Annotated in this window: 16 protein-coding genes; 9 read left to right on the top strand and 7 right to left on the bottom strand. The window is 70.9% G+C overall.

Going from position 1 to position 19,470, the window contains the following annotated elements; translation table 11 throughout:
• Positions 1-63: 63 nt before the first annotated feature.
• From B079_RS0113395 to sbnA, 3 genes are read left to right on the top strand one after another with little or no spacing between them, the layout of a single operon-like run.
• On the top strand, positions 64-1,068 hold the full coding sequence (locus B079_RS0113395) for a TauD/TfdA family dioxygenase (RefSeq protein ID WP_018546321.1): 1,005 nt from the start codon (positions 64-66) through the stop codon (positions 1,066-1,068).
• Positions 1,065-2,135 carry a 2,3-diaminopropionate biosynthesis protein SbnB gene (gene sbnB / locus B079_RS0113390; protein WP_018546320.1) on the top strand — a complete coding sequence of 357 codons (1,071 nt, stop codon included), beginning with the start codon at positions 1,065-1,067 and terminating at the stop codon, positions 2,133-2,135. Before B079_RS0113395 ends, sbnB begins: the two co-directional genes overlap by 4 nt.
• 39 nt (positions 2,136-2,174) lie before the next feature.
• Positions 2,175-3,194, top strand: coding sequence for a 2,3-diaminopropionate biosynthesis protein SbnA (gene sbnA / locus B079_RS0113385; RefSeq protein WP_018546319.1), 1,020 nt, complete (start codon positions 2,175-2,177; stop codon positions 3,192-3,194).
• 36 nt (positions 3,195-3,230) lie between these two features.
• Here sbnA and B079_RS0113380 read toward each other — a convergent pair whose 3' ends face one another.
• The gene (locus B079_RS0113380; RefSeq protein ID WP_018546318.1) at positions 3,231-3,842 is read right to left on the bottom strand and encodes a TetR/AcrR family transcriptional regulator; all 612 of its coding nucleotides are present in this window, start codon (positions 3,840-3,842) and stop codon (positions 3,231-3,233) included.
• 111 nt (positions 3,843-3,953) lie between these two features.
• Between B079_RS0113380 and B079_RS0113375 the strand changes: the two genes are divergently transcribed.
• The gene (locus B079_RS0113375; RefSeq protein WP_018546317.1) at positions 3,954-4,709 is read left to right on the top strand and encodes an SDR family NAD(P)-dependent oxidoreductase; all 756 of its coding nucleotides are present in this window, start codon (positions 3,954-3,956) and stop codon (positions 4,707-4,709) included.
• 18 nt (positions 4,710-4,727) lie between these two features.
• Here the strand turns inward: B079_RS0113375 and B079_RS0113370 are convergent, their stop codons facing one another.
• Positions 4,728-5,342, bottom strand: coding sequence for a TOPRIM nucleotidyl transferase/hydrolase domain-containing protein (locus B079_RS0113370; RefSeq protein WP_018546316.1), 615 nt, complete (start codon positions 5,340-5,342; stop codon positions 4,728-4,730).
• A gap of 244 nt (positions 5,343-5,586) precedes the next feature.
• Here B079_RS0113370 and B079_RS0113365 point away from each other — a divergent pair, with 244 nt between their 5' ends.
• Together B079_RS0113365 and B079_RS0113360 are read left to right on the top strand one after the other, a co-directional pair.
• On the top strand, positions 5,587-6,141 hold the full coding sequence (locus tag B079_RS0113365) for a DUF3761 domain-containing protein (RefSeq protein ID WP_026248657.1): 555 nt from the start codon (positions 5,587-5,589) through the stop codon (positions 6,139-6,141).
• Positions 6,142-6,222: 81 nt separating this feature from the next.
• Positions 6,223-8,019, top strand: a complete 1,797-nt coding sequence (locus B079_RS0113360) for a TerD family protein (RefSeq protein ID WP_078495955.1) — start codon at positions 6,223-6,225, stop codon at positions 8,017-8,019.
• Between the two features lie 42 nt (positions 8,020-8,061).
• On the opposite strand, the gene B079_RS0113355 is transcribed toward B079_RS0113360, so the two are convergent.
• Positions 8,062-8,784, bottom strand: coding sequence for an HAD family hydrolase (locus tag B079_RS0113355; protein ID WP_018546313.1), 723 nt, complete (start codon positions 8,782-8,784; stop codon positions 8,062-8,064).
• Between the two features lie 522 nt (positions 8,785-9,306).
• On the opposite strand from B079_RS0113355, the gene B079_RS0113350 reads away from it, so the two are divergent.
• Positions 9,307-9,903, top strand: coding sequence for a ScbR family autoregulator-binding transcription factor (locus B079_RS0113350; RefSeq protein ID WP_199779906.1), 597 nt, complete (start codon positions 9,307-9,309; stop codon positions 9,901-9,903).
• Positions 9,904-10,108: 205 nt separating this feature from the next.
• Here the strand turns inward: B079_RS0113350 and B079_RS0113340 are convergent, their stop codons facing one another.
• Positions 10,109-11,536, bottom strand: a complete 1,428-nt coding sequence (locus B079_RS0113340; protein WP_018546310.1) for a phosphocholine-specific phospholipase C — start codon at positions 11,534-11,536, stop codon at positions 10,109-10,111.
• A gap of 444 nt (positions 11,537-11,980) precedes the next feature.
• Between B079_RS0113340 and B079_RS0113335 the strand changes: the two genes are divergently transcribed.
• A complete protein-coding gene (locus tag B079_RS0113335; protein WP_018546309.1) occupies positions 11,981-12,424 on the top strand; it encodes a universal stress protein in 444 nt (147 codons plus the stop codon).
• 58 nt (positions 12,425-12,482) lie between these two features.
• On the opposite strand, the gene B079_RS0113330 is transcribed toward B079_RS0113335, so the two are convergent.
• Positions 12,483-13,595 (bottom strand): glutamate--cysteine ligase, encoded by a 1,113-nt coding sequence (locus B079_RS0113330; protein ID WP_026248655.1) that lies wholly within the window; start codon positions 13,593-13,595, stop codon positions 12,483-12,485.
• Between the two features lie 282 nt (positions 13,596-13,877).
• A complete protein-coding gene (gene rox / locus B079_RS0113325) occupies positions 13,878-15,308 on the bottom strand; it encodes a rifampin monooxygenase (RefSeq protein WP_026248654.1) in 1,431 nt (476 codons plus the stop codon).
• Between the two features lie 263 nt (positions 15,309-15,571).
• On the opposite strand from rox, the gene B079_RS31975 reads away from it, so the two are divergent.
• Entirely contained in the window at positions 15,572-17,782 is a 2,211-nt protein-coding gene (locus B079_RS31975; RefSeq protein ID WP_158684981.1) for a tetratricopeptide repeat protein, read from the top strand.
• On the opposite strand, the gene B079_RS35185 is transcribed toward B079_RS31975, so the two are convergent.
• The gene (locus tag B079_RS35185) at positions 17,756-19,426 is read right to left on the bottom strand and encodes a hypothetical protein (RefSeq protein WP_158684979.1); all 1,671 of its coding nucleotides are present in this window, start codon (positions 19,424-19,426) and stop codon (positions 17,756-17,758) included. The genes B079_RS31975 and B079_RS35185 overlap by 27 nt on opposite strands.
• Positions 19,427-19,470 lie beyond the last annotated feature (44 nt).

The following is a 19,470-nucleotide window of genomic DNA, read 5'->3' as shown; positions in this document are numbered from 1 at the left end:
CTGCCTTTCCTCTCCCCGACCCCCGCTGTACCGCGGACCGGCAACCGAAAGGAAGAAACCGAGATGTCCACCTCATCCCTGGCCGCACCGCTCGCTGTCGAGTCGCGGCCGGACCGACCGGCGGTCGCCCACGTCGACACCCCCGCCGACGTGGCGAGTTGGGCGGCCCAGTACCGCGAGGTGCTGCGCACTCAGGTCACCGAGCACGGAGCGCTGCTGATCCGTGGTCTGGGGCTGCGCGACACGGAGCAGGTCGGCGCCGTCTTCTCCCGGCTGACCGGCGGTCTGCTGACGGAGCGGGAATCCTTCGCGCCCCGCCAGGAGTTCGGCCCGGGGCTCTACTCCTCCACGGCCTGGCCGGCCAACCAGCCGATGTGCATGCACCACGAGCTGAGCTACACGCTCGAACCGCCCGGCCTGATGCTCTTCGCCTGCCTGACCGCGCCCGAACAGGGCGGCGCCACGGCCGTGGCCGACGCCACCGAGATCCTGCGGGCGCTGCCCGCCGCGCTGACCGAACGCTTCGAGCGCGAGGGCTGGCTGCTGACCCGCTCCTACAACGACGAGATCGGCGCCACCCTGGAGGAGTCCTTCGGCACCGCCGACCGCGCCGAGATCGAGCGCTACTGCCGGGCCCAGGACATCGACTTCACCTGGCAGCCCGACGGCTCCCTGCGCACCGCGCAGCGCCGCCCGGCCGTCGTCCGCCACCCGGTCACCGGCGAGCGCTGCTGGTTCAACCAGATCGCCTTCCTCAACGAGTGGACGCTCGCCCCCGAGGTCCGCGAATACCTGGTGGACGAGTACGGCGAGGACGGCCTGCCGTTCAACACCCGCTTCGGCGACGGCGCCCCGATCGGCGAGGACGTCGTCCAGGTGCTCAACGACACCTACGAGAAGCACACCGGGCGCGAGCCCTGGCAGGCCGGTGACCTGCTGCTCGTCGACAACATCCGTACCGCGCACAGCAGAGAGCCCTTCACCGGCGACCGGCAGGTGCTCGTCGGCATGGCCGAGCCCCGCCGCCTGGCCGACGGCGCCACCACTCCGCAGGAGGGCACGCGATGACCAGCCAGCTGACCACCCCCGCACAGCCGGTGGCGCCCGAGCCGCCCTCGGTGCCCTCCTTCGCCGTGATCTCCGGCGACCAGGTGCGCCAGGCGCTCGAAGGACGCGAGAAGCAGCTCACCGAACTGGTCGAGGCCACCTACCGGCTGCACGGCGCCGGTGACTCGGTCAACCCGCCCTCGTACTTCCTGCGCTTCCCCGACCGCCCCAGCTCGCGCATCATCGCGCTGCCCGCCTCCCTCGGCGGCTCGGCGGCCGTCGACGGCATCAAGTGGATCTCCAGCTTCCCGGAGAACGTGCGCTCGGGGCTGCCCCGCGCCTCGGCGGTCCTCATCCTCAACGACCCGGTGACCGGCTACCCGTTCGCCTGCCTGGAAAGCTCCATCATCAGCGCCACCCGGACCGCGGCCTCCGCCGCACTGGCCGCGGACTGGCTCAGCCGCACCCGGCAGCGCCCGACCCGCGTCGGATTCTTCGGCACGGGCCTCATCGCCCGCTACATCCACACCTTCCTCGCGGGCACCGGCTGGATGTTCGACACCATCGGTGTGCACGACGTGGCCGCCGAGAGCGCCGCCGGATTCCGCGGCTATCTGGAGCAGAGCGGGACCACCGCCCAGATCACCGTCCACGAGCGGCCCGAGGACCTGATCCGCGAGAGCGACCTGGTCGTCTTCGCCACGATCGCGGGCGAGCCGCACGTCACCGACCCGGCCCTGTTCAAGCACAACCCCGTGGTCCTGCACATCTCGTTGCGCGACCTCGCCCCCGAAGTCCTGCTGGCCTCGGCCAACTTCGTGGACGACGTCGAGCACTGCCTCAAGGCCGACACCTCCCCGCACCTGGTCGAACAGCACACCGGCGACCGGGACTTCCTCAACGGCACGCTCAACGACGTGATGCTCGGCCGGGCCGCCCCGCCCGCCGACCGGCCGGTGATCTTCTCACCGTTCGGCCTCGGCGTCCTCGACCTCGCCGTCGGCAAGTACGTCTACGACCAGGCCGCGAGAGCCGGAGACCTCCGCGTCATCGACCACTTCTTCCACGACCTGCGCCGGTACGGCTGAGTCGGTCCGCCACCCGTCCCCGGTACCAGGAGGCCCACCGTGCCCGTCATATCCGCTCCCCATGACTTCAACGAAGGCCACCTCTTCGTCGACCTCAAGCCGGTCGTCGACCACCCCCTCTATCTGAAGTGCGAGGGATTCAACTTCGCGGGCTCCATCAAGCTGAAGGCCGCGAACGAGATGGTGGAGAGCGCCGAACGGGACGGCATCCTGAAGCCGGACTCCGTCATCGTCGAATCCTCCTCCGGCAACCTGGGCGTGGCCCTCAGCATGATCGCCGCGAGCAAGGGCTACCGCTTCCTGTGCGTGACCGACTCCCGGTGCAACCTGTCCACCCGGCTGCTCATGGAAGCCCTCGGCAGCCGGGTGCACATCGTGGCCGACCTGGACGAGAACGGCGGCTTCCTGGGCACCCGGCTCGAATACGTCCGCTCGCTGTGCGCCTCCGACGACCGGTACGTGTGGCTCAGCCAGTACACCAACCCCGGCAACTGGCAGGCCCACTACCGCACCACGGCACCGCAGATCGCCCGCCACTTCCCGCGCCTCGACGTGCTGTTCGTCGGCACGGGCACCGCCGGAACCCTGATGGGCTGCGCCCGCTACTTCCGGCAGTGGCACCGCCCCGTACGCATCGTCGCCGTGGACAGCGTGGGCTCGGTGGCCTTCGGCGGCGAACCCGGCCGCCGTATGATCCCCGGACTCGGCATGAGCATGAGACCCCCGCTCCTGGACGAGTCGTACGTCAACGAGGTGATCCGGGTCGAGGAGGCCGACACCATACGCGCCTGCCACCTCATGGCCCGGCGCGGCTTCCTGTTCGGCGGCTCCACGGGCACGGTGGTCAGCGGCGCGACGGAATGGCTGTCGCGCCACGGCACCCCCGACATCACCGCCGTCGCCATCGCCCCCGACCTCGGCGAGCGCTACCTCGACACCATCTACCAGACCAACTGGCTCCAGGACCTCTACGGCGACCAGATCCTGGACGGCGACGACATCGCCACCGCCCTGGAGCCGGACGACCCGGCCCCGCGCGAGCCCGACCGCTGGCCGTGACGCCGTCCGGTGCGGCACCCGCGCCGGACCGCCGGGTCAGTCGGCCGAGCGCGCGGGCGCGCCGAGAAGCCGCTCGATGCCCAGGTCAAGCGCCGCCTCCAGGTGCGTGAGCGAGCCGGTCGACATCAGGATCGACACACCGCCCTGGATCGCGGCGAGCAGGGCCGCCGCCGTCCGGCCGGGGTCGACACCGGCCGGGACCTTCCCCTGCGCGCGCATGGCCCGTACCCCCGCCGCGATCTGCGCCTCCCATGAAGCCAGCAGCTCCGTGGTGACGGCCTGCGCGCCGGGCGTGGCGCGGGTCAGCTGCGAGGTGAGCGTGCCCAGCGGGCAGCGCTGCCCCTGCGCGCGGTAGCGGTCGACCACCGCGTCCCGCCAGTCCCACCAAGCATGCCAGGAGGTGAGCGCGCCGAGGTGGGGCTGCTGGTCGGACAGTACCCGGCCGGCCTCGTGCCGGGCGACGGCGAGCAGCAGCTCCTCCTTGCCGCCCGGGAAGTAGTGGAAGAGCTGGCTCTTGCTGGTGGCCGTGCGGGCGCGGATGTCGTCCAGGGTCGTCTCGGTCGCGCCGCGCTCGCGGATCTCCTCGGCGGCTCCCTCGACGATGCGCTGCCGGGTGGCCGTGCCCTTGGCGGTGAGTCGTCGTGCCATGGCGCCATCCTGCCATTTTCTGGACTTGCGGGTCCATTTTTCGGGTGGCAGCTTGGGCAGCCCCCGGCCGGTCCGCCCGCGGAACCGGTCCCGCACGGAAGGCACGGCATCATGACTGAGCGGTTCACCGGGCGCACGGCCCTGGTCACCGGTTCCACCACGGGCCTCGGCGCCGCCATCGCGGCGAGGCTCGCCGCCGAGGGCGCGTTCGTCGTCGTCGGCGGACGCGACGAGCGGCGCGGCGCGGAGGTCGTGGCCCGCATCGAGAAGGACGGCGGCGCGGCGGCCTTCGTCGGCGCCGACCTCTCCGGTGGCGCCGACGTGCTCCGCCGCTTCGCCGCCGACGCGCTCGACGCGGCGGGCGGCCGGATCGACATCCTCGTGAACAACGCGGCGCTCCTGCTCGCGCCCACCCCCACCGCCGAGGTCACCCAGGAGACCGTCGACCAGGCACTCGCCGTCAGCGTGCGCTCGGTGTTCCTCCTCACCGGTCTGCTGGCCCCGCCCATGGCCGAGCGCGGACAGGGCACCGTGGTCAACCTCGGCTCCATCAACGGACTGCGAGGCGCGGCGCGTTCGGCGCTCTACAGCATGACCAAGGCGGCTGTGCACTCCCTCACCATGTCGTGGGCGGACGAGTACGGTCCGTACGGCGTGCGCGTCAACACGGTTGCTCCCGGGCCGACTTTGACCGAGAAGGTGGCGGCGATGGAGGAACACCTCGCCCCGATCATCACGCGGATGCCTGCCCGGCGCGGCGGCACCCCGGCCGAAGTGGCCGCCGCCGTCGCCTTCTTGGCGAGCGACGAGGCGTCGCACATCCATGGGGCCACGCTCACCGTGGACGGGGGGTATGCGGCGGTGTAGCGGGAGAGTGACTGCCCGTCAGAGGCTGGCCATCAGTTCCGCGAGCGGGGCGGGAGCGCCGTCCGGGTCCAGGGCCTCGGTGAGGACGCGGCCGTAGTGGATCTTGCGGCCCTTCTTCGTGCCGAGGAAGCGGCGCAACTGCTGCTGCGGAGTGCGCTCCCGCTGCTCCGGCTGGCGCAGGAAGGTCTGCAGCGGGCGCAGATCGCCCTCGATCCGGATCAGCTCCGTGACCCGGGGCACGCCCAGGGCGCGGATCAGCTCGTCCTCCAGATCCGCCGCGCAGACGAAGAACCCCTGCGCGGCGTCGGCCCGTTCCAGGACGCGGGCGTAGTAGCGGCGCTCCGCCTCGTCGCACAGCCCCGTGAGCCGCAGGCCCAGACCGGCCGGGCCCAGCAGCCGGGCGAAGCGCCCGACGTTCGTCGCGCCGCCCATCGGCAGCACGCAGATCCCCTCCGCCGCCAGATCCCGGCCCCGGCGCGCGGCCAGCGCGTCGACCGCCGCCGCGTCGCTCGGCCCTTCGAGCAGGACGACCGCGCGGACGGGCAGCCGTCCGGCCAGCTCCCGCGCCCGGTCACCGGGTCCACCGGCCGCCCATGCGATCGCCGCTTCCCGGAACGCCCCCATGTCAGCCATGACACGAGTCTCCGCCCTCACCGGCCGTCACGGCAGCGATTTTCGGCCGACGGACCAGAGACGCGGCCTCTTTCGCCAGGAATGCCCGCTCCGGCGCCGCCGGGACGCTTGCGCGGTGTGACCGCTTCGGTGCCGCGTGTTGTCCCGGTTGTGTAACGAGGGTGCGCACTCCATGAGGAGATTTTGTAAAGTCCTCAACTGTCCGGGCCGCAGGTGTCCGGTGTTCGTCGTGGGGGGTCTTCGCGTGAGTCAGTACCAGCCGGGGCAGCCGTGGGGTGTCCAGCCGCCCGAGCCCGTCCGTATGCCCGACATCCGGCCGCTGCACAAGCGCAAGCGCGTATGGGCGGGCGGCATCGCGCTGCTCGTCGCCGGGGCCGCCGTGGGCGGCGGGGGATCGAGTTCGGCCAGCGCCGGAGCACCGGCTCCGAAGGTCACGGTCACGGCGACCGCGACGAAGACGCCCGCACCCGCGCCGACCATCACGGTCACCGCGAAGCCCAAGCCCCGCCCGACGGTCACGGTGACCAAAACGGCGCAGCCCGCCACTGGCAACTCGGCCGCCAAGTCCACCACTTCGGGCGGCAGCTCGACCTCCGGCGGCTCCTCGTCGGGCGGTTCCTCCACCACCGGGGGTTCCTCGTCCGGCGGTTCCACCTCGGGCGGCTCCTCCGCCTCCGGGGGCGGTACGTCCCACCCCGCCGGTGCCACCGCCCAGTGCAACGACGGCACGTACAGCTACGCCGCCCATCACCAGGGCGCCTGCTCGCACCACGGCGGTGTCGCCGTCTTCTACCGGTAGAACCGGCTCCGTCAGCGGCCCGACCCCGTCAAGGACCAGAGGAGAACCGTGGGCTTCGGCTTTCGTGTGGGCGTACCCGGAATGAGCGTGCGGGTCTCGACGCGGGGCGTACGCGCCTCCGTCGGACCCCGGATCGCACGCGTCAGCACGGGCAGCGGAGGCACCCGGATCTCCTCCGGCGTCGGGCCGTTCCAGACGTCCGGCGCGCTGCGCGGCGGCCGTCGTCCGCAGGCCAGGCGCCGGACCGTGGCCCCCTCGGCGGCCCAGCTCCAGCGGGCCCGCCGCCAGGCCGAACGAGCCCAGCAGGAGGCCCAACGGGACGCGGCCATCGCCGAGTTGCGTGAGCTGCGGCACCGCATGACCAGCGTCCACCTGGAGTCCTTCCCGACGCTGACCCCGCCCGTGGTCCCCGAACCGCAACGACTGCACCTGGCCTGGGCGTTGGCGGAGGCGCAGGCCCACCACCTCGCCGGGCTCGGGCTGTTCGCCCGCGGTGCGCGCAGTGCGGCCAAGCGGCAGGCCGAGGAGGACGCCCCCGGGTACCTCGCCGTGGAGGAGGCCCGGCTGCGCGCGGCGCACACCGGGCTCCTCGCCGAGGCCGACCAGTGGTGGCGGGCCCTGATCGGCAACGACGAGGAGACCGTGTGCGCCGCGGTCAACCACGCCTTCGCCGACAATCCCGCCTCGGGCTGCGCGGTGGGCGTCGACGGCTCGGTCCTCTCCGTGGTGATGCGGCAGCCGGACATCGACGCGCTGCCCGACCAGACGCCCGGGGTCACGCCCACCGGCCGCCCCACCCTCAAGAAGCTCACCAAACGCGACCGCACCCTGTGGTGGCTCACCGCCATGGGCTCCAACATCGTCGCCACGCTCAAGGAGGCGTTCGCCACCGCGCCGGGCATCACCGCGATCGACCTCGCCGTCCTCACCCGGCTGCCCGGCAATCAGCGCCTCGGCTTCGTGGCCTACGGCCGCTGGACGCGCCGGGCGATCGAGGCCGGGCCCTGGCAGCGGACCGAGGACGCGCTGCGCTTCCTCGACATCGGCCAGGGAGTCGTCTGCTCGGTCACCACCACCGTCGCCGGGAACCTGTCCAGCACCCTCAAGCCGCTGGACGTCGGCAAGCTGCCCGGACTGCGGAGCCTGCTCGAAGGCGCCCAGGACGACGCGGACGACCCCGCGGACGACTCCGTGTCCGGCGACGCGACCCTGGCCGGGCTGGACGGCGACCTGAGCGCGAACGTCCCCGACGCGCACGCCGCCGCCCTGCCGGACCCCTATCGCATCCGCCCCTTCGCCGAGTGGAAGCAGCAGGCCGCACCCCAGGGCCGTACCGCCGCGACCCCACTCGCCCAGGGACAGAGTGTCGTCCTCCCCGACGCAGCCTGGCAGGAGTTGCGGATCGCCTTCGAATTCGCGGGCGCCGACGCCGACTTGACGCTCTTCCTGACCGACGCGGACGGCCGGGTCGCCGGTGACGAGGACTTCGTCTTCTACAACCAGCCCGTCGGCGCCTCGGGCGCGGCCCGGCTGCTGGGCAAGCAGACCGAGGGGCCGTACGCGGTCGAGCGCGCGTCCCTGCGCCCCGCCGCGCTGCCCCCGCACGTCCACCGCGTCACCGTCGCCCTGAACATGGCCGTCGACACGGGCCTGACCTGCGGTTCCCTCACTCATGCCGCCCTGAGCCTGGACGGCGGTGCCGGTCGGACGTGGAGTTTCCGGCCGCCCGCCGATCCCGGCATCCGGGCGATGGCCGTCGCCGAGGTGTACCGGCACACGGCGGCCGGCCGGTCGGTGTGGAAGCTGCGCGCCCTCGGCCAGGGCTGGGCCGAAGGACTCGAAGGACTCGCCCGCGCCCACGGCGTCGACATCTCCTAGCCGGGCGGCCTGTTCGGCCGGCTGTCCAGCGGGCCGCGCGGGCTATTCGATGTCGCCGCCCGATGCCCGGACCGACCAGGAGTCGGCCCAGCCCAGCAGGTCGGGGCTGTGCAGGGCCGGAACCCACAGGTCGGCGTGTTCCGCCTGCTCACCGTGCGGGCGGGGGCCGAGCCCGACGACCCGCAGTCCGGCCCGGCGTGCCGACTCCATGCCGGTCAGGGAGTCCTCGACGGCCAGCGCGCGGGCGGGGTCGACACCGCAGAGGCGGACAGCGGTGGCGTACACGTCCGGCCAGGGCTTGGGGCGTACCGTGCCGCTCTCCGGTCCTGCGGACGGTACGACGATGTGCTGGAAGTGCGCCCGCAGCCCCGCCCGTTCGAGGCTGCCCTCCACCACCTCCACCGGGCAGTTGCTGGCCACCGCGAGCGGCAGCCGGCCGGAGAGCGAGCGCACCAGCTCGACCGCGCCCGGCATCGTCACCGGGTCGTCGGCGACGAGGGCCAGGAAGTGGCGGAGGAGGGCGGCCGTGAGGTCGGCGGTCAGCTCGGGCTTGTGCACCGACTCGGCCATGAGTCGCCCGCAGTCGGCGTAGTGCACGCCCTTGGCCTGCTCCGCGAACCCCGAGGGGGCGCGGAGTCCGAAGTCCCGGAACGCCTGGCCACGGGCGTCCTGCCAGTGACGTTCGCTGTCCATCAGGGTGCCGTCGCAGTCGAAGACGACGGCATCGGGGGACCAGTTGAAGAGGGGATGGGCCGTGGTGGTCACAGTGGTCTCCTGGGGAGCGAGCAGTCGCGCGCGGCATGGCCGCGGTGTCGGTCTGGCGGTGTCCCGCGTGCCGGTCGTGCCGGGAATGTGTGCCTGCTCGGCGAAGCCTGAGCGCGGCGAATGCGGCATTCCTGGTCTTCCATGACCAAACGGAAACATCGCAGCCGTTACGTTATTTTCGCGCCCGAGAGTCACACAATGACTACAAGGAGTTATCGACGGGGGCGGGTGGTGAGGTGTATGGGGCGTGGGGGAGCGGTGTGCGGAGCGGTGGGGGTGTCGGCCCTCAAAGTGACCTGTTTCGAGGAGAGTTGAGGCATGTTCAGCTCGTGGTGTCCGGCTGTCGCGCCGGAGCCGTCGGGCGGGGGCCGGGTGCCGAAAGGGCGGCGGATCGGGCCCATTGCCACTCGTCGGCGTTCATCCTCGAAAGAAATACGCAATAACCGCGCGAGTATGGCCGTCGGGTGCTCCGGGCGCACGCGGGCGCACTACATTCTCCGCAGTCACGCAGGCTGAGCGAGGGTGGACGGGACGTTGCAGGAACGGGCCAGGGTTACCCGCAGAGCACTCCTGGAAGCGGCAGCCGGACTCTTCGCCGAACGCGGCTACGCGGGCACCAGCGTGAACGACATAAGTGCCAGATCGGGCCGTACGAGCGGCTCCATCTACTTCCACTACGCCAGCAAGGAGGGCATCGCCCTCGCCGTCGTCCAGGACCGGTTCGCCAGCTGGCCGGAGCTGGCCCCGCGCTACGCCGACGAGGCGGTTCCGCCGATGGACCGGCTCGTCGGCCTCAGCTACGAGATCGCCCGGGCCCTGGCCGAGGACCCCGTGACCCGCGCGGGCGCCCGGCTGTGGGCCGAGCGCGACACCATCAACGCCACGCTCCCCGACCCCTTCGCGCTGTGGACCGCCGCCGTCACGCGGCTGCTCGCCCAGGCACGGGTCTCGGGTGATCTGGCCACCCATGTGCGGCCCGCCCAGGCCGCCCGCGCGCTGGTCCGCGCGTTCTTCGGGCTGTGCTCGCTGACCGAGGCGCTGGAGGGTGCGGCGACCGTGAACGACCGGGTGGGGGACTGGTGGCAGCTGACGCTGCCGGGGCTGCGGTCGGCTGGGTGACGGGGTGGTCGGTGTGCGGGCGCGTGGATGTGCGGACGTGGGGACGCGTTCCGGACGGCGGGAGCCGCCCGGAACGCGTCGTGGTCGTCACGTATGGGTGTGACACATGTAGTCGTGACACATGTGGGCGGCCTGTATGGGGGCGTCGCACGCGTGCGGGCCGCACATGTGGGCGTCACGCATGGGGCGGTCGAGCATGGAGCGGTCACACATGCGGGCGGCGCCCCCGCTCCTGGCGCGGGAACGTCTGCTCCTCGCCGGGAAGCGTGGGCTCGGGCAGCGTCGCCACCTCTTCCTTCGCCTTCTCCAGCTGCTCCGCCGTGTCGTCGGGCAGCCGGGGCGGGCGGCGATGGCTGTCACGGAAGCGGAAGGCGGTCGTCAGGTCGCCGAAGGTCTCCCGGCGCCAGGCGCTGATGTTCGGCTCCTCGACCCCGGTGAACCGCTCCAGGAACTGCAGCGCCGAGGTGTGGTCGAACGCCTCGGACGCGACCCAGCCGCCGACGGTCCAGGGCGATATGACGATGGCCGGCACCCGGAAGCCGCCCCCGATCGGCAGCCCCTGGACGAACTCGTCCGGCGTGCCCGCAGGCGGGGTCGGCGGGGCCACATGGTCGAACAGGCCGTCGTTCTCGTCGTAGTTGAGGATGAAGGCGGTCTTGCGCCACACCTTCGGGTTGGACGCGATGGCCTCGATCTTCGAGGCGACGAAGTCGGCCCCGGCCGCGGGGAGATAGTCCGGGTGCTCGGACTGGGTGCTCGTCGGGATGATCCAGCTCACCGCCGGGAGCCGGTCGTTGCGGGCGTCGTCCTCGAAGGTGCCCTCGGGCTGCGGACGCATCCCCCGCTCGTACAGCTCCGAACCGGGCTGCGCGTCACGGAAGGCGGCGAACTGCTCCAGCAGGTTGCAGCCGTAGTCGTCGTCCTGCTGGTACACCTTCCAGCTGACCCCGGCGGCCTGGAGCCGTTCGGCGTACGTCGTCCAGCGATAGGGCGACGGCGCCTTGTTGCTGATGACCGGGCCGCCGTTCTGGCCGGACGGGTCGATCGAACCGGTCATCCACATCAGCCGGTTGGGCCAGGTCGGCCCCATCACCGAGCAGAAGTAGTTGTCGCAGACCGTGAAGGTCTCGGCGAGCGCGAACTGGAACGGGATGTCCTCGCGCGTGTAATACCCCATCACATAGGGGCCGTTGACGCCGTCGGCCTTGCGGTGGGCGGGCAGCCACTGGTCCATCTTGCCGTTGTTCCACGCCTGGTGCTGCACGGACCAGGCGTGACTGGTGGACGGGATGGCCTGGGCGCTCGACGTGTGGGTGTCGAGATGGAAGGGGAGTAAGTACCCCTTCGGGTTCTCGGTGTCCGGCTGGTAGAAGACGGATCTGCCGTCGTCCAGCGTGAGGGCGTGCCGGTCGGCGAAGCCCCGGACCCCCGAGAGCGTGCCGAAGTAGTGGTCGAAAGACCGGTTCTCCTGCATCAGCAGGACGACGTGCTCGATGTCGCGCAGCGAACCGCGCCTGGGCGGCTCGGCGGCCACGGCCTTCTGGACGCTCGGCGGGAGGAGGGAGATCGCCGCGGCGGCGCCCAGCGCGCCCGCGGCCGAACCCAGGACTCTACGACGAGTCAACTCGGCCATTTTTGCCCCTTCTTGAGCGAGAGAAGCACTCCGGAACGACGGCGGCCCGGGTGGAACCGCGGGCCGCCGATCACTCTCCGCCCGGGACGGCGTGATGCATCAGGGGTGGGTGGTGAACATGTGGTCAACGTATGGGAAAGCGATGGCCAAGCAGTGACCTCAACGGGCTCGCCGCACAAGGCCGTTGACGCAGGTGAGAGTCGTTGTGGCCCCGCACGGCGCCGACTTGACGGAGGTGCCGTTCGCGTAAGGAGCGTGAGACGGAATGGGTGATGACGAGTCCCGGATGAGTGTGCCGTACACGAAGGCCGGCGCCCGGCCGACGCCGCGCTCCGCCGAACGGGCGTGTCCGTCATGCGCTCGGAGGTCCATCTCTGGCGGTGCGGCGACGCCTCACGCAGCGTGGAGAGGAGAGCGCGACCGGTCGGGCGAGAGGTGTGACAGATGGACGAGGGTGTCTCCAGGCCGAGGGTCGTCGTCGGCATCGACGGGTCGCCGTCCTCGTACGCCGCCCTGCGCTGGGCCATGCGCTACGCCGGTCTGCTCGGCGGCACCGTGGAGGCGATCGCCGTGTGGGAGCTGCCGGGGCTGTACGGCTGGTCGGCGCCCGCCGTGGACATGGACGTCGACGCCGAGGAGGCCCGCGACCGGATGCGGCGCGAGCTGACCGAAGTGCTCGGCGGCGAGGGCTACGGCGCGGTGGAGATGCACCTGGTGCACGGCAACGCCCCCGACGTGCTGCTGCGGGCGGCCGAGGGGGCCGAGGCGCTGGTGGTGGGCAGCCGGGGGCGGGGCGGGTTCGCCCGCGCGCTGCTCGGCTCGGTCAGCCAGCATCTGTCGCACCACGCGACCTGCCCGGTGGTGATCGTGCGCGCCGGGACATCCTGAGCGGGGGCCCGGCCGGAGTACCCAGCGCTGTCACCGGGCCGCGTGTGCCGTCACGAGGTCACGGCCGCGTACCCCGCTCCGCCTGCGTGAGCCGAGCGCACTCGGTCACCACGTCCCGCAGACTGCCGGTCCGCTCCAGGACGCCGCGCTGCGTCATCGCGCCGTTTCCGTGCCGGAGCAGCCCCGACAGGATGTCCCCGGCGACCTTGGCGTCCCCGTGGTCGTCCAGGGCGTCGCGGACATGGTCGTACAGCGCCCGCACCACCGTCTCGGCGGGGACCGGACGCATGGTCCCGGGATGGAGCAGCGGGCCTTCGAGGCCGTAGCGGGCGGCCTGCCAGGCGGCCAGCCGCAGCAGTGCCACGCCGTGCCCGGCCGGAGGCTCCCCGGCCCGCCAGGCACGGGCGGCCGTCTCGACCAGCGCGCGCGTCACCACGGCCAGCAGGACCGTCGAGTCCGCGTCCAGGCACACGTCCGCGACCCTGATCTCGACCGTGGGGTACCGGCGGGAGAGACGGGCGTCGAAGTAGATCATCCCGTCGTCCCGCAGGACCCCGGTGCCGACCATGTCCCGCACCTGCGCGTGATACCGCTCGGCGGACTCGAAGATCTCGGCCGGTCCGGCGGAGGGCCACCGCCCCCACACCTGGCTGCGGAAGCTGGCGTATCCGCTGTCCTGGCCTTGCCAGAAAGGGGAGTTGGCGCTCAGCGCCAACAGGACGGGCAGCCAGGGGCGGATGCGGTCGAGCACGGCGACGCCCTCCGCGTCGGAGTCCACCGAGACGTGCACATGGCAGCCGCAGGTGAGCTGTTCCTGGACGGTCAGCCCGAAGCGCTCCGCCATCCAGCGGTAGCGCCGGTCGGGGGTCAGCGTGGGGCTGACCGGCAGCGGGGAGGTGGCCAGCGCGGCCACGGCGGCCCCGGTGCGTTCGGCGTGGTCCGCCGCCTCCGCACGGAAACGGCGGATCTCGGCCGCGAGCGCGTCCCTGCGGGTCTGCGGATGGGTGGCGAACTCCAGCTGCTGACGCTGGAGTTCGGGCTCGAAAACCTGGTCCTCCCCGGCCCCCGCCGCGCGGCCCGCCGAGGCCAGCACCGCCGCCGACACGGACCGGGGCTCACCCGTCTCCGCGTCGACCAGGAGAAGCTCCTCCTCCACTCCCACGCTCCGCACGCCTCGTCCTCCCTCGACCGGTTCGGGTCCGGCATCCCTGCGGCGACTCTCGCACGAGCGACGGCGACGGGGGCCGTGGAGCCCGGGCGACGCCACGTCGTACGACCGACCGGCCGTACGGGAGCCACCGGGCCGTGGCTGCGGCCCGGTGGCTCCCGCTTGCCCTCGGGCGGACGGTTCAGTCCTGGAGTGTGCGGGCGGGGTGGCGACGCGGGGCGGCTCTGGGCCGTCGTCGGTCGATGCCGGTCGGCGTATCGGCACCGAACGCCGCCCCGCCACGGCTCAGTGGGCCGCCGCCGTACCGAACCACCGCGCCAACTGGCCCGCCAGTTCCTCTTGTTCGTCCCCGACCCAGGCCACATGTCCGTCCGGCCGCAGGAGTACGGCGGGCGTGTCCAGGTCCTCGCTCACGTCCACGACGTGGTCGACCCGGTTGTCCCAGCCCGACACCGACAGGGAGCCGGTCCCGTCGAGCAGCAACCCCCGTCCGTCATGCAGGAGTTCGTACAGCCGTCCCCGCTTCAGCGGCAGGTCCCGCAGGCGCCGGCCGAGCAGTGGGTGGCCCTCGCCGAGGCCGTAGCGGACCGCGACCGCGGTGATCATCTCGGTGATGTACCGGTTCACCTCCTCGAAGTCCAGCAGGTCCGAGAACAGCTCCCGCAGCGCCACCACGCCCGGGTCGGTCCGCAACAGCACGAACTGCGCACGGGTGTTGGTGAGCACCTGTGCGGCCACCGGGTGACGCTCGGCGTGGTACGTGTCCAACAGCCCTTCCGGAGCCCAGCCGTTGACCTCGGCGGCCAGCTTCCAGCCGAGGTTGAACGCGTCCTGCACGCCGAGGTTGAGCCCCTGCCCGCCGACCGGCGGATGGACATGCGCCGCGTCCCCGGCCAGCAGTACCCGGCCCACCCGGTAGCGCTCGGCCTGGCGGGTGGCGTCCCCGAACCGGGACAGCCAGCGCGGCGAGTGCACCCCGAAGTCGGTGCCGGTCAGCTCCCGGAGCCGCTGCTTGAACTCCTCCAGTGTCGGCGCCGCCGTACGGTCCTCGGCCACTCCCTCGGACGGCACGATGATCCGGTACGTCCCCTCGCCGAGCGGCATCGCGCCGAAGCGGAGCTGGGTCTTGCGGATCTCCGCCGTCACGGCGGCGAGCGTCGCCGGTTCCGCCGTCGCCTCCATCTCGCCCAACAGCGTCTCGACGGTGGCGGGTTCATCGGGGAAGCCGACACCGATCAGCTTGCGCACCAGGCTGCGGCCACCGTCGCAGCCGACGAGGTAACGCCCCCGCAGCCGGGTGCCGTCGGCCAGCTCCGCGCTCACCCCCTCCTCGTCCTGGCTCAGCCCCACCAGCTCTGACCCGCGCCGCAGGTCGGCACCCAGCTCGGCGGCGCGCTCGGCCAGCAGCCGCTCCGTGACGACCTGCGGAATGGCCAGGCCGTACGGGTGCGCGGTGTCCACCCCCTGCGGCCACGGCGCGGCGAACCCCGCGAACGGCCCGCCGACCTGGAACTTCTTCCCCAGCTCCAGGAACCGGTCGAGCAGCCCGCGCTGGTCCATCACCTCCACACTGCGCACATGCAGCCCCAGCGCCCGCGACTGCCAGCTCGGCTCCGCCGCCTTCTCCAGCACGACCGTCCGCACGCCGTGCAGCCGCAGCTCGGCCGCCAGCATCAAACCGGTCGGCCCGCCGCCGACCACGATCACGTCAACCATGAATCCCCTGTCCCACAAGACGGCCCATCCGCCCACCCGGCACCCCATCGGTGCCCGTGCGGCCACCCGGACGCCAACGAATGCGTCCATACATCGCAAAGCTCAGATTTGCCCCGACTCCGGGCGTCGGCCGCCCATTCTGAGCCACGAAGGGGGCCTTGCCGCAAGGGCCCCCTTGCGCTATATCTTTAAGGTGGAGGGGGTTTCCCTCGCGCATTCTCGACGGACGCGGACCACCGGAACGTCCGGAACGGGGGAATTCGGTGGAAGCCGCATTAATGGCGTTGGCGCTCGTGTGCGCGAACTACCTCGTGGGACTGGCCGTCCAGGATGTGTGGCAGTGGGGCAAACGGCGCTTCGTGGCGCTTCGCGGTCGAGGTGTGGGTGCAGGGCGCACATTGGCCAGAGTGGAGCCGGAGAATCCACGACGAGCGCGACGCGACTCGCTGGGCCGCCCCCTGGTCAGCTCCCCGGATGGTGTCGACCTTGTCGGAAACGCCACCGTGCTCGATTCGATGAACGACTACTGGGCGCGGTGTACCACCGCGCAGCGGATGGCTGCGATGTTTCTGCGCGGCCCATCAGGTGTAGGCAAGTCCACAGCGCTGCACTGGTGGGTCCGGTCCCGGCAGGATGTGCTTCCGGAAGGCGTTCTGCGCGCCGACCTGTCGCCGGACGCCTGGGCGTCAGCAGCCGACCCCGATGCCATTCTTGAGCGCTGGCTCAACGAACTGGGCGCTCCGCGAGACGACCATCCCGCCGGTCTCGACCGGAAAGCCGCCGAGGTACGGCGACTTGTGCAAGGTCGGCCGATGGTGGTCATCTTGGAGAACGTGTCCGGGCTGGATCAAGTGCGCCCGTTGCTCCCTGACTCCTCGAGTTGCGTTCTGCTGATGACCGGAGAGACAGTGCCACGGGGGCTGGAATCGCTACTGGACTTCCAGCCCATCGATGTGGAGCCCCTGACGTACGGGGAAACCGTCGAACTGACCTTCAAGGGAATTCCAAGCGCTCAGCGATCGAGGGAATTGCGCCTTGCCATCCGGAAGTTGCCCCGTCTGCCCTTGGACGCCGGGGTCATCAGAGGCTGCTTGACGACAGCGGTGCCCGGTACTCCAGGGATGCTCGCAGCAGCACTGGCCGCAGGCTCAAGGGGATCGCCTCACGTGCTTGATCTGGGCTACCACTGCCTCGCGCCGGGTGCGGCCCGGCTCTACCGGCGCCTCGACGCCATGCCATACGTCGACTTCAGGATGGACACCGTGCTCGCGCTCATGCCGGACGAAGTACCGGCCGCTGCCCGCGACGCGGTGGACGGCCTGATAGCGGCACAGTTGGTGAAGCGGGAGAGCGACGCCACCTTTCGGATGCACCGTCGGGTCCGGGACCACGTTGCGACCATCGCGACGGGAGACATAGCCGGTACGCAGTGGCAGGAGGTGGCAGGCTGGATCGTCCGCCACTGGCTGAGCGTGGCCGAGTCCGGAGAGGCGGCACTTTCCTCGCGCTGGCGGCACGACCCGATGAACGTCTACGCCTGGTACACGCAGTTCGCCACGCTGCGGGAGACATCCGTCGAACATCATCTCTCTCGCTGTCGCGCGGGACTGCTCTCCGCCGTGCTCCTTGCCTTCCAGATCGGCATGGACGACGAAGCATGGCGGTTGTGCCAGGGCTTGTGGAGCTTCTATCTGCGTACGGCCAGCCACGCCGAGTGGATCCGGTCACATGAGATCGGTCTCGCGGCAGCCCGGCGCTGCGGCGACCTGATGGCCGAAGCCCGGATGCACTACCAACTGGGCTTTGCGTATCTGGACCGCTGGAACGTCGAAGAGGCAGATGTCGGTCGGGCACGTGAGCACTTCGAAGAGGCTCTGCGCCTGGTGCGCCGCAGCGCGCCGGACATGAGCGAGGGAGAGCGGCGCACGCAGTCGAGCGCGCTGGAGGGCCTCGGTCTGCTGGAGTTGAAATTGAAGCGCCCGCAGGTTGCTCTTGCGCTCCTCGACCAGGCGGTCCAGAGCCTGGACGGCATCAGCCATCCCCGTGGCATCGCTCTGCTCGCCTACCACCGTGCTGCCGCCTATACCGCTCTGCGCCGTCACGACGACGCCGAAGAAGCCCTGCGGTTGGCGCTGGGGTACTTCGAGCATCTCGGTGAGGGCAAGGACATCGCACTCAACATCGGCAAGTGCTGGCTGAGGTACGCGGAGGACCGGCGCGTCTGCGGACGGCTGGAGGAAGCGGTTGTGGCCGCCGATTCCGCCCTTGAGGAACTGCCGAAGGCGGAGTCCGAGTACAACCTCGCCGCGGCTCATCTCCTGCGCGGCGATCTCTACCGCGCACTCGGCGACGTGCTTCGGGCGACGGTGGACTGGGAGAGCGCGCGGGACCTGTTCATCGAGGCCCGTAGCCGACGCGCGGACGAGGCGCGGGACAGGCTGGAGGGCTCAGGGCCCGGCAGTGAGTTCGCATAGGGCCGGCGCCAGGTCCTCGCCCGCCCTGATGCTGATCCGGACCCCCGGAGCGAGCGGCCGATGCCCTTCGGGCGAGTGCTGCGCCCATGCGTAGATCGCTGATGCGGCGATGGTGAAGTCTGCCCAATCGGGACGGTCGAGCCAGCGCACCCCCATGCGGGTGTCATCGGGGAAGAGGATCACGCAGCCCCGGTCGGCCTTCTCCAGAGCGACCACCCCACACCTCGGGAACCGACCGCTGAAGTCCGAGTACTTCAACTCCCCGGGAAGCGGGCATCTCTCGCGTGAGAGCACCAGCACATCGGCCGCTGCGGGCCACTGCCGATCCGGGTCGTCGGGATCGGCGGACAGGTGGGTGCTCGGGATGTCGCGAAGGCCACTGGGGAAGCGCCGGAGGGATACCGCCGGTGTGGTGCCAGTGGCACTCACCTGGGTGGTCACCTGCATGGCCCGCAGGTGGGGTGATCGGTGCGGGTGGGCCGAGGGCTGCGACGGTAGGGGGATGGCGCGGGTCGTCGCAGGGTGAGCGGGCTCGGGGATGTGCAGCCGGGAGTAGAGAAGTCGGCGCAGGAGGGCGGCGGATCTCCCTGGTTCCGACGTGACGCTGCCGCGCAGCGCGGCGAGTTCTGGGTCGCTCTGCTGGACACGGGCGGCCCGTGTGAGCTGATCGAGCAGAGGGAGTGTGGGATGCAGCCGGGGGATGATTTTGCCCAGCCTCTCCATGGGAGATCCCGAGGCCACGACTGATTCCTGAAATGCGCCCAGTACGCAGGGAATGCCGAGTTCCATTCCGTACAGTGTCAGCGATCCGGTGTCGCCGATGAGGAAATCGGCCGCACAGAGGGCGGCCTTCCAGGTTTCGGATTCTGGAGAAGGGAGGAGGAGGCCTCTTTCCAGAAGCGGGGCAAGCCACATGTTTATTTGCCAGGCGCCGTGTCCGAACCAGGAATTGGGGTGTACGGCGGCCAGAACACGGAATTCTTCGGCGGGGAGTTCCGCGAGGGCGCGGCGCAGCACCTCGGCATGCGGGGAGTCCAGGATCGAGCCCGGTCCCCAGGTCGAGGAGACGACCACCAGACGTTGCCCGGGGAGCAGGCCCAAGGCTTGTCTGTAGCTTTCGCGGAAGGGCAGTCCGGCGTTCAGTTGGTCCAGGCACGGATCGCCTGCTACCTGGGCCAGGGGGAGAGCTTGTGGGCATCCTTCAGCGAGCCGACTCAGCTGTTCGGCGTGAGAGAGGATGATGACGGAGGGAATCACCTGGCCGTCATGCATGAGCCATTCATCCGTGAGCCCAAAAGCTCCCGACTCTGAATGCTCATTCATTTTCTGGCGAGACAGGCGTTTGTTGTACCCCGCCCCGTGCGGTGCGCCAACGAGCGGAAACGGTATGTCGTGAAGATTTCCGCCCCGATTTGTCGCGATCGCCAGATCGAAAGGCTGGGAAATCGCCTCGTCCCAGGGGAGTTGCAGCATTCCCCGTGCCGCGAGAAAGGCGTCCGTGCCCTCGTCCAGCGCCGAAGACCCCGTGCGCGTGAAAAGAACCTGCACCCGGGTGTCCCCGTCGAAGACGGACAGCAGGTCCAGCAGGCGTGTCGCGGAGGTGATGTTGTGGACGACGCCGAGGACGCTGCGTCGCGCACGCACCGTGCTCCAGCGCTGTCGGTCCCGGTGCAGGGGTACCGGAAGTC

This window comes from Streptomyces sp. LaPpAH-108, assembly GCF_000373625.1.
GTDB lineage: Bacteria > Actinomycetota > Actinomycetes > Streptomycetales > Streptomycetaceae > Streptomyces.
The sequence above is the reverse complement of the archived record's forward strand: the minus strand, read 5'-3'. Positions and strand labels throughout refer to the sequence as shown.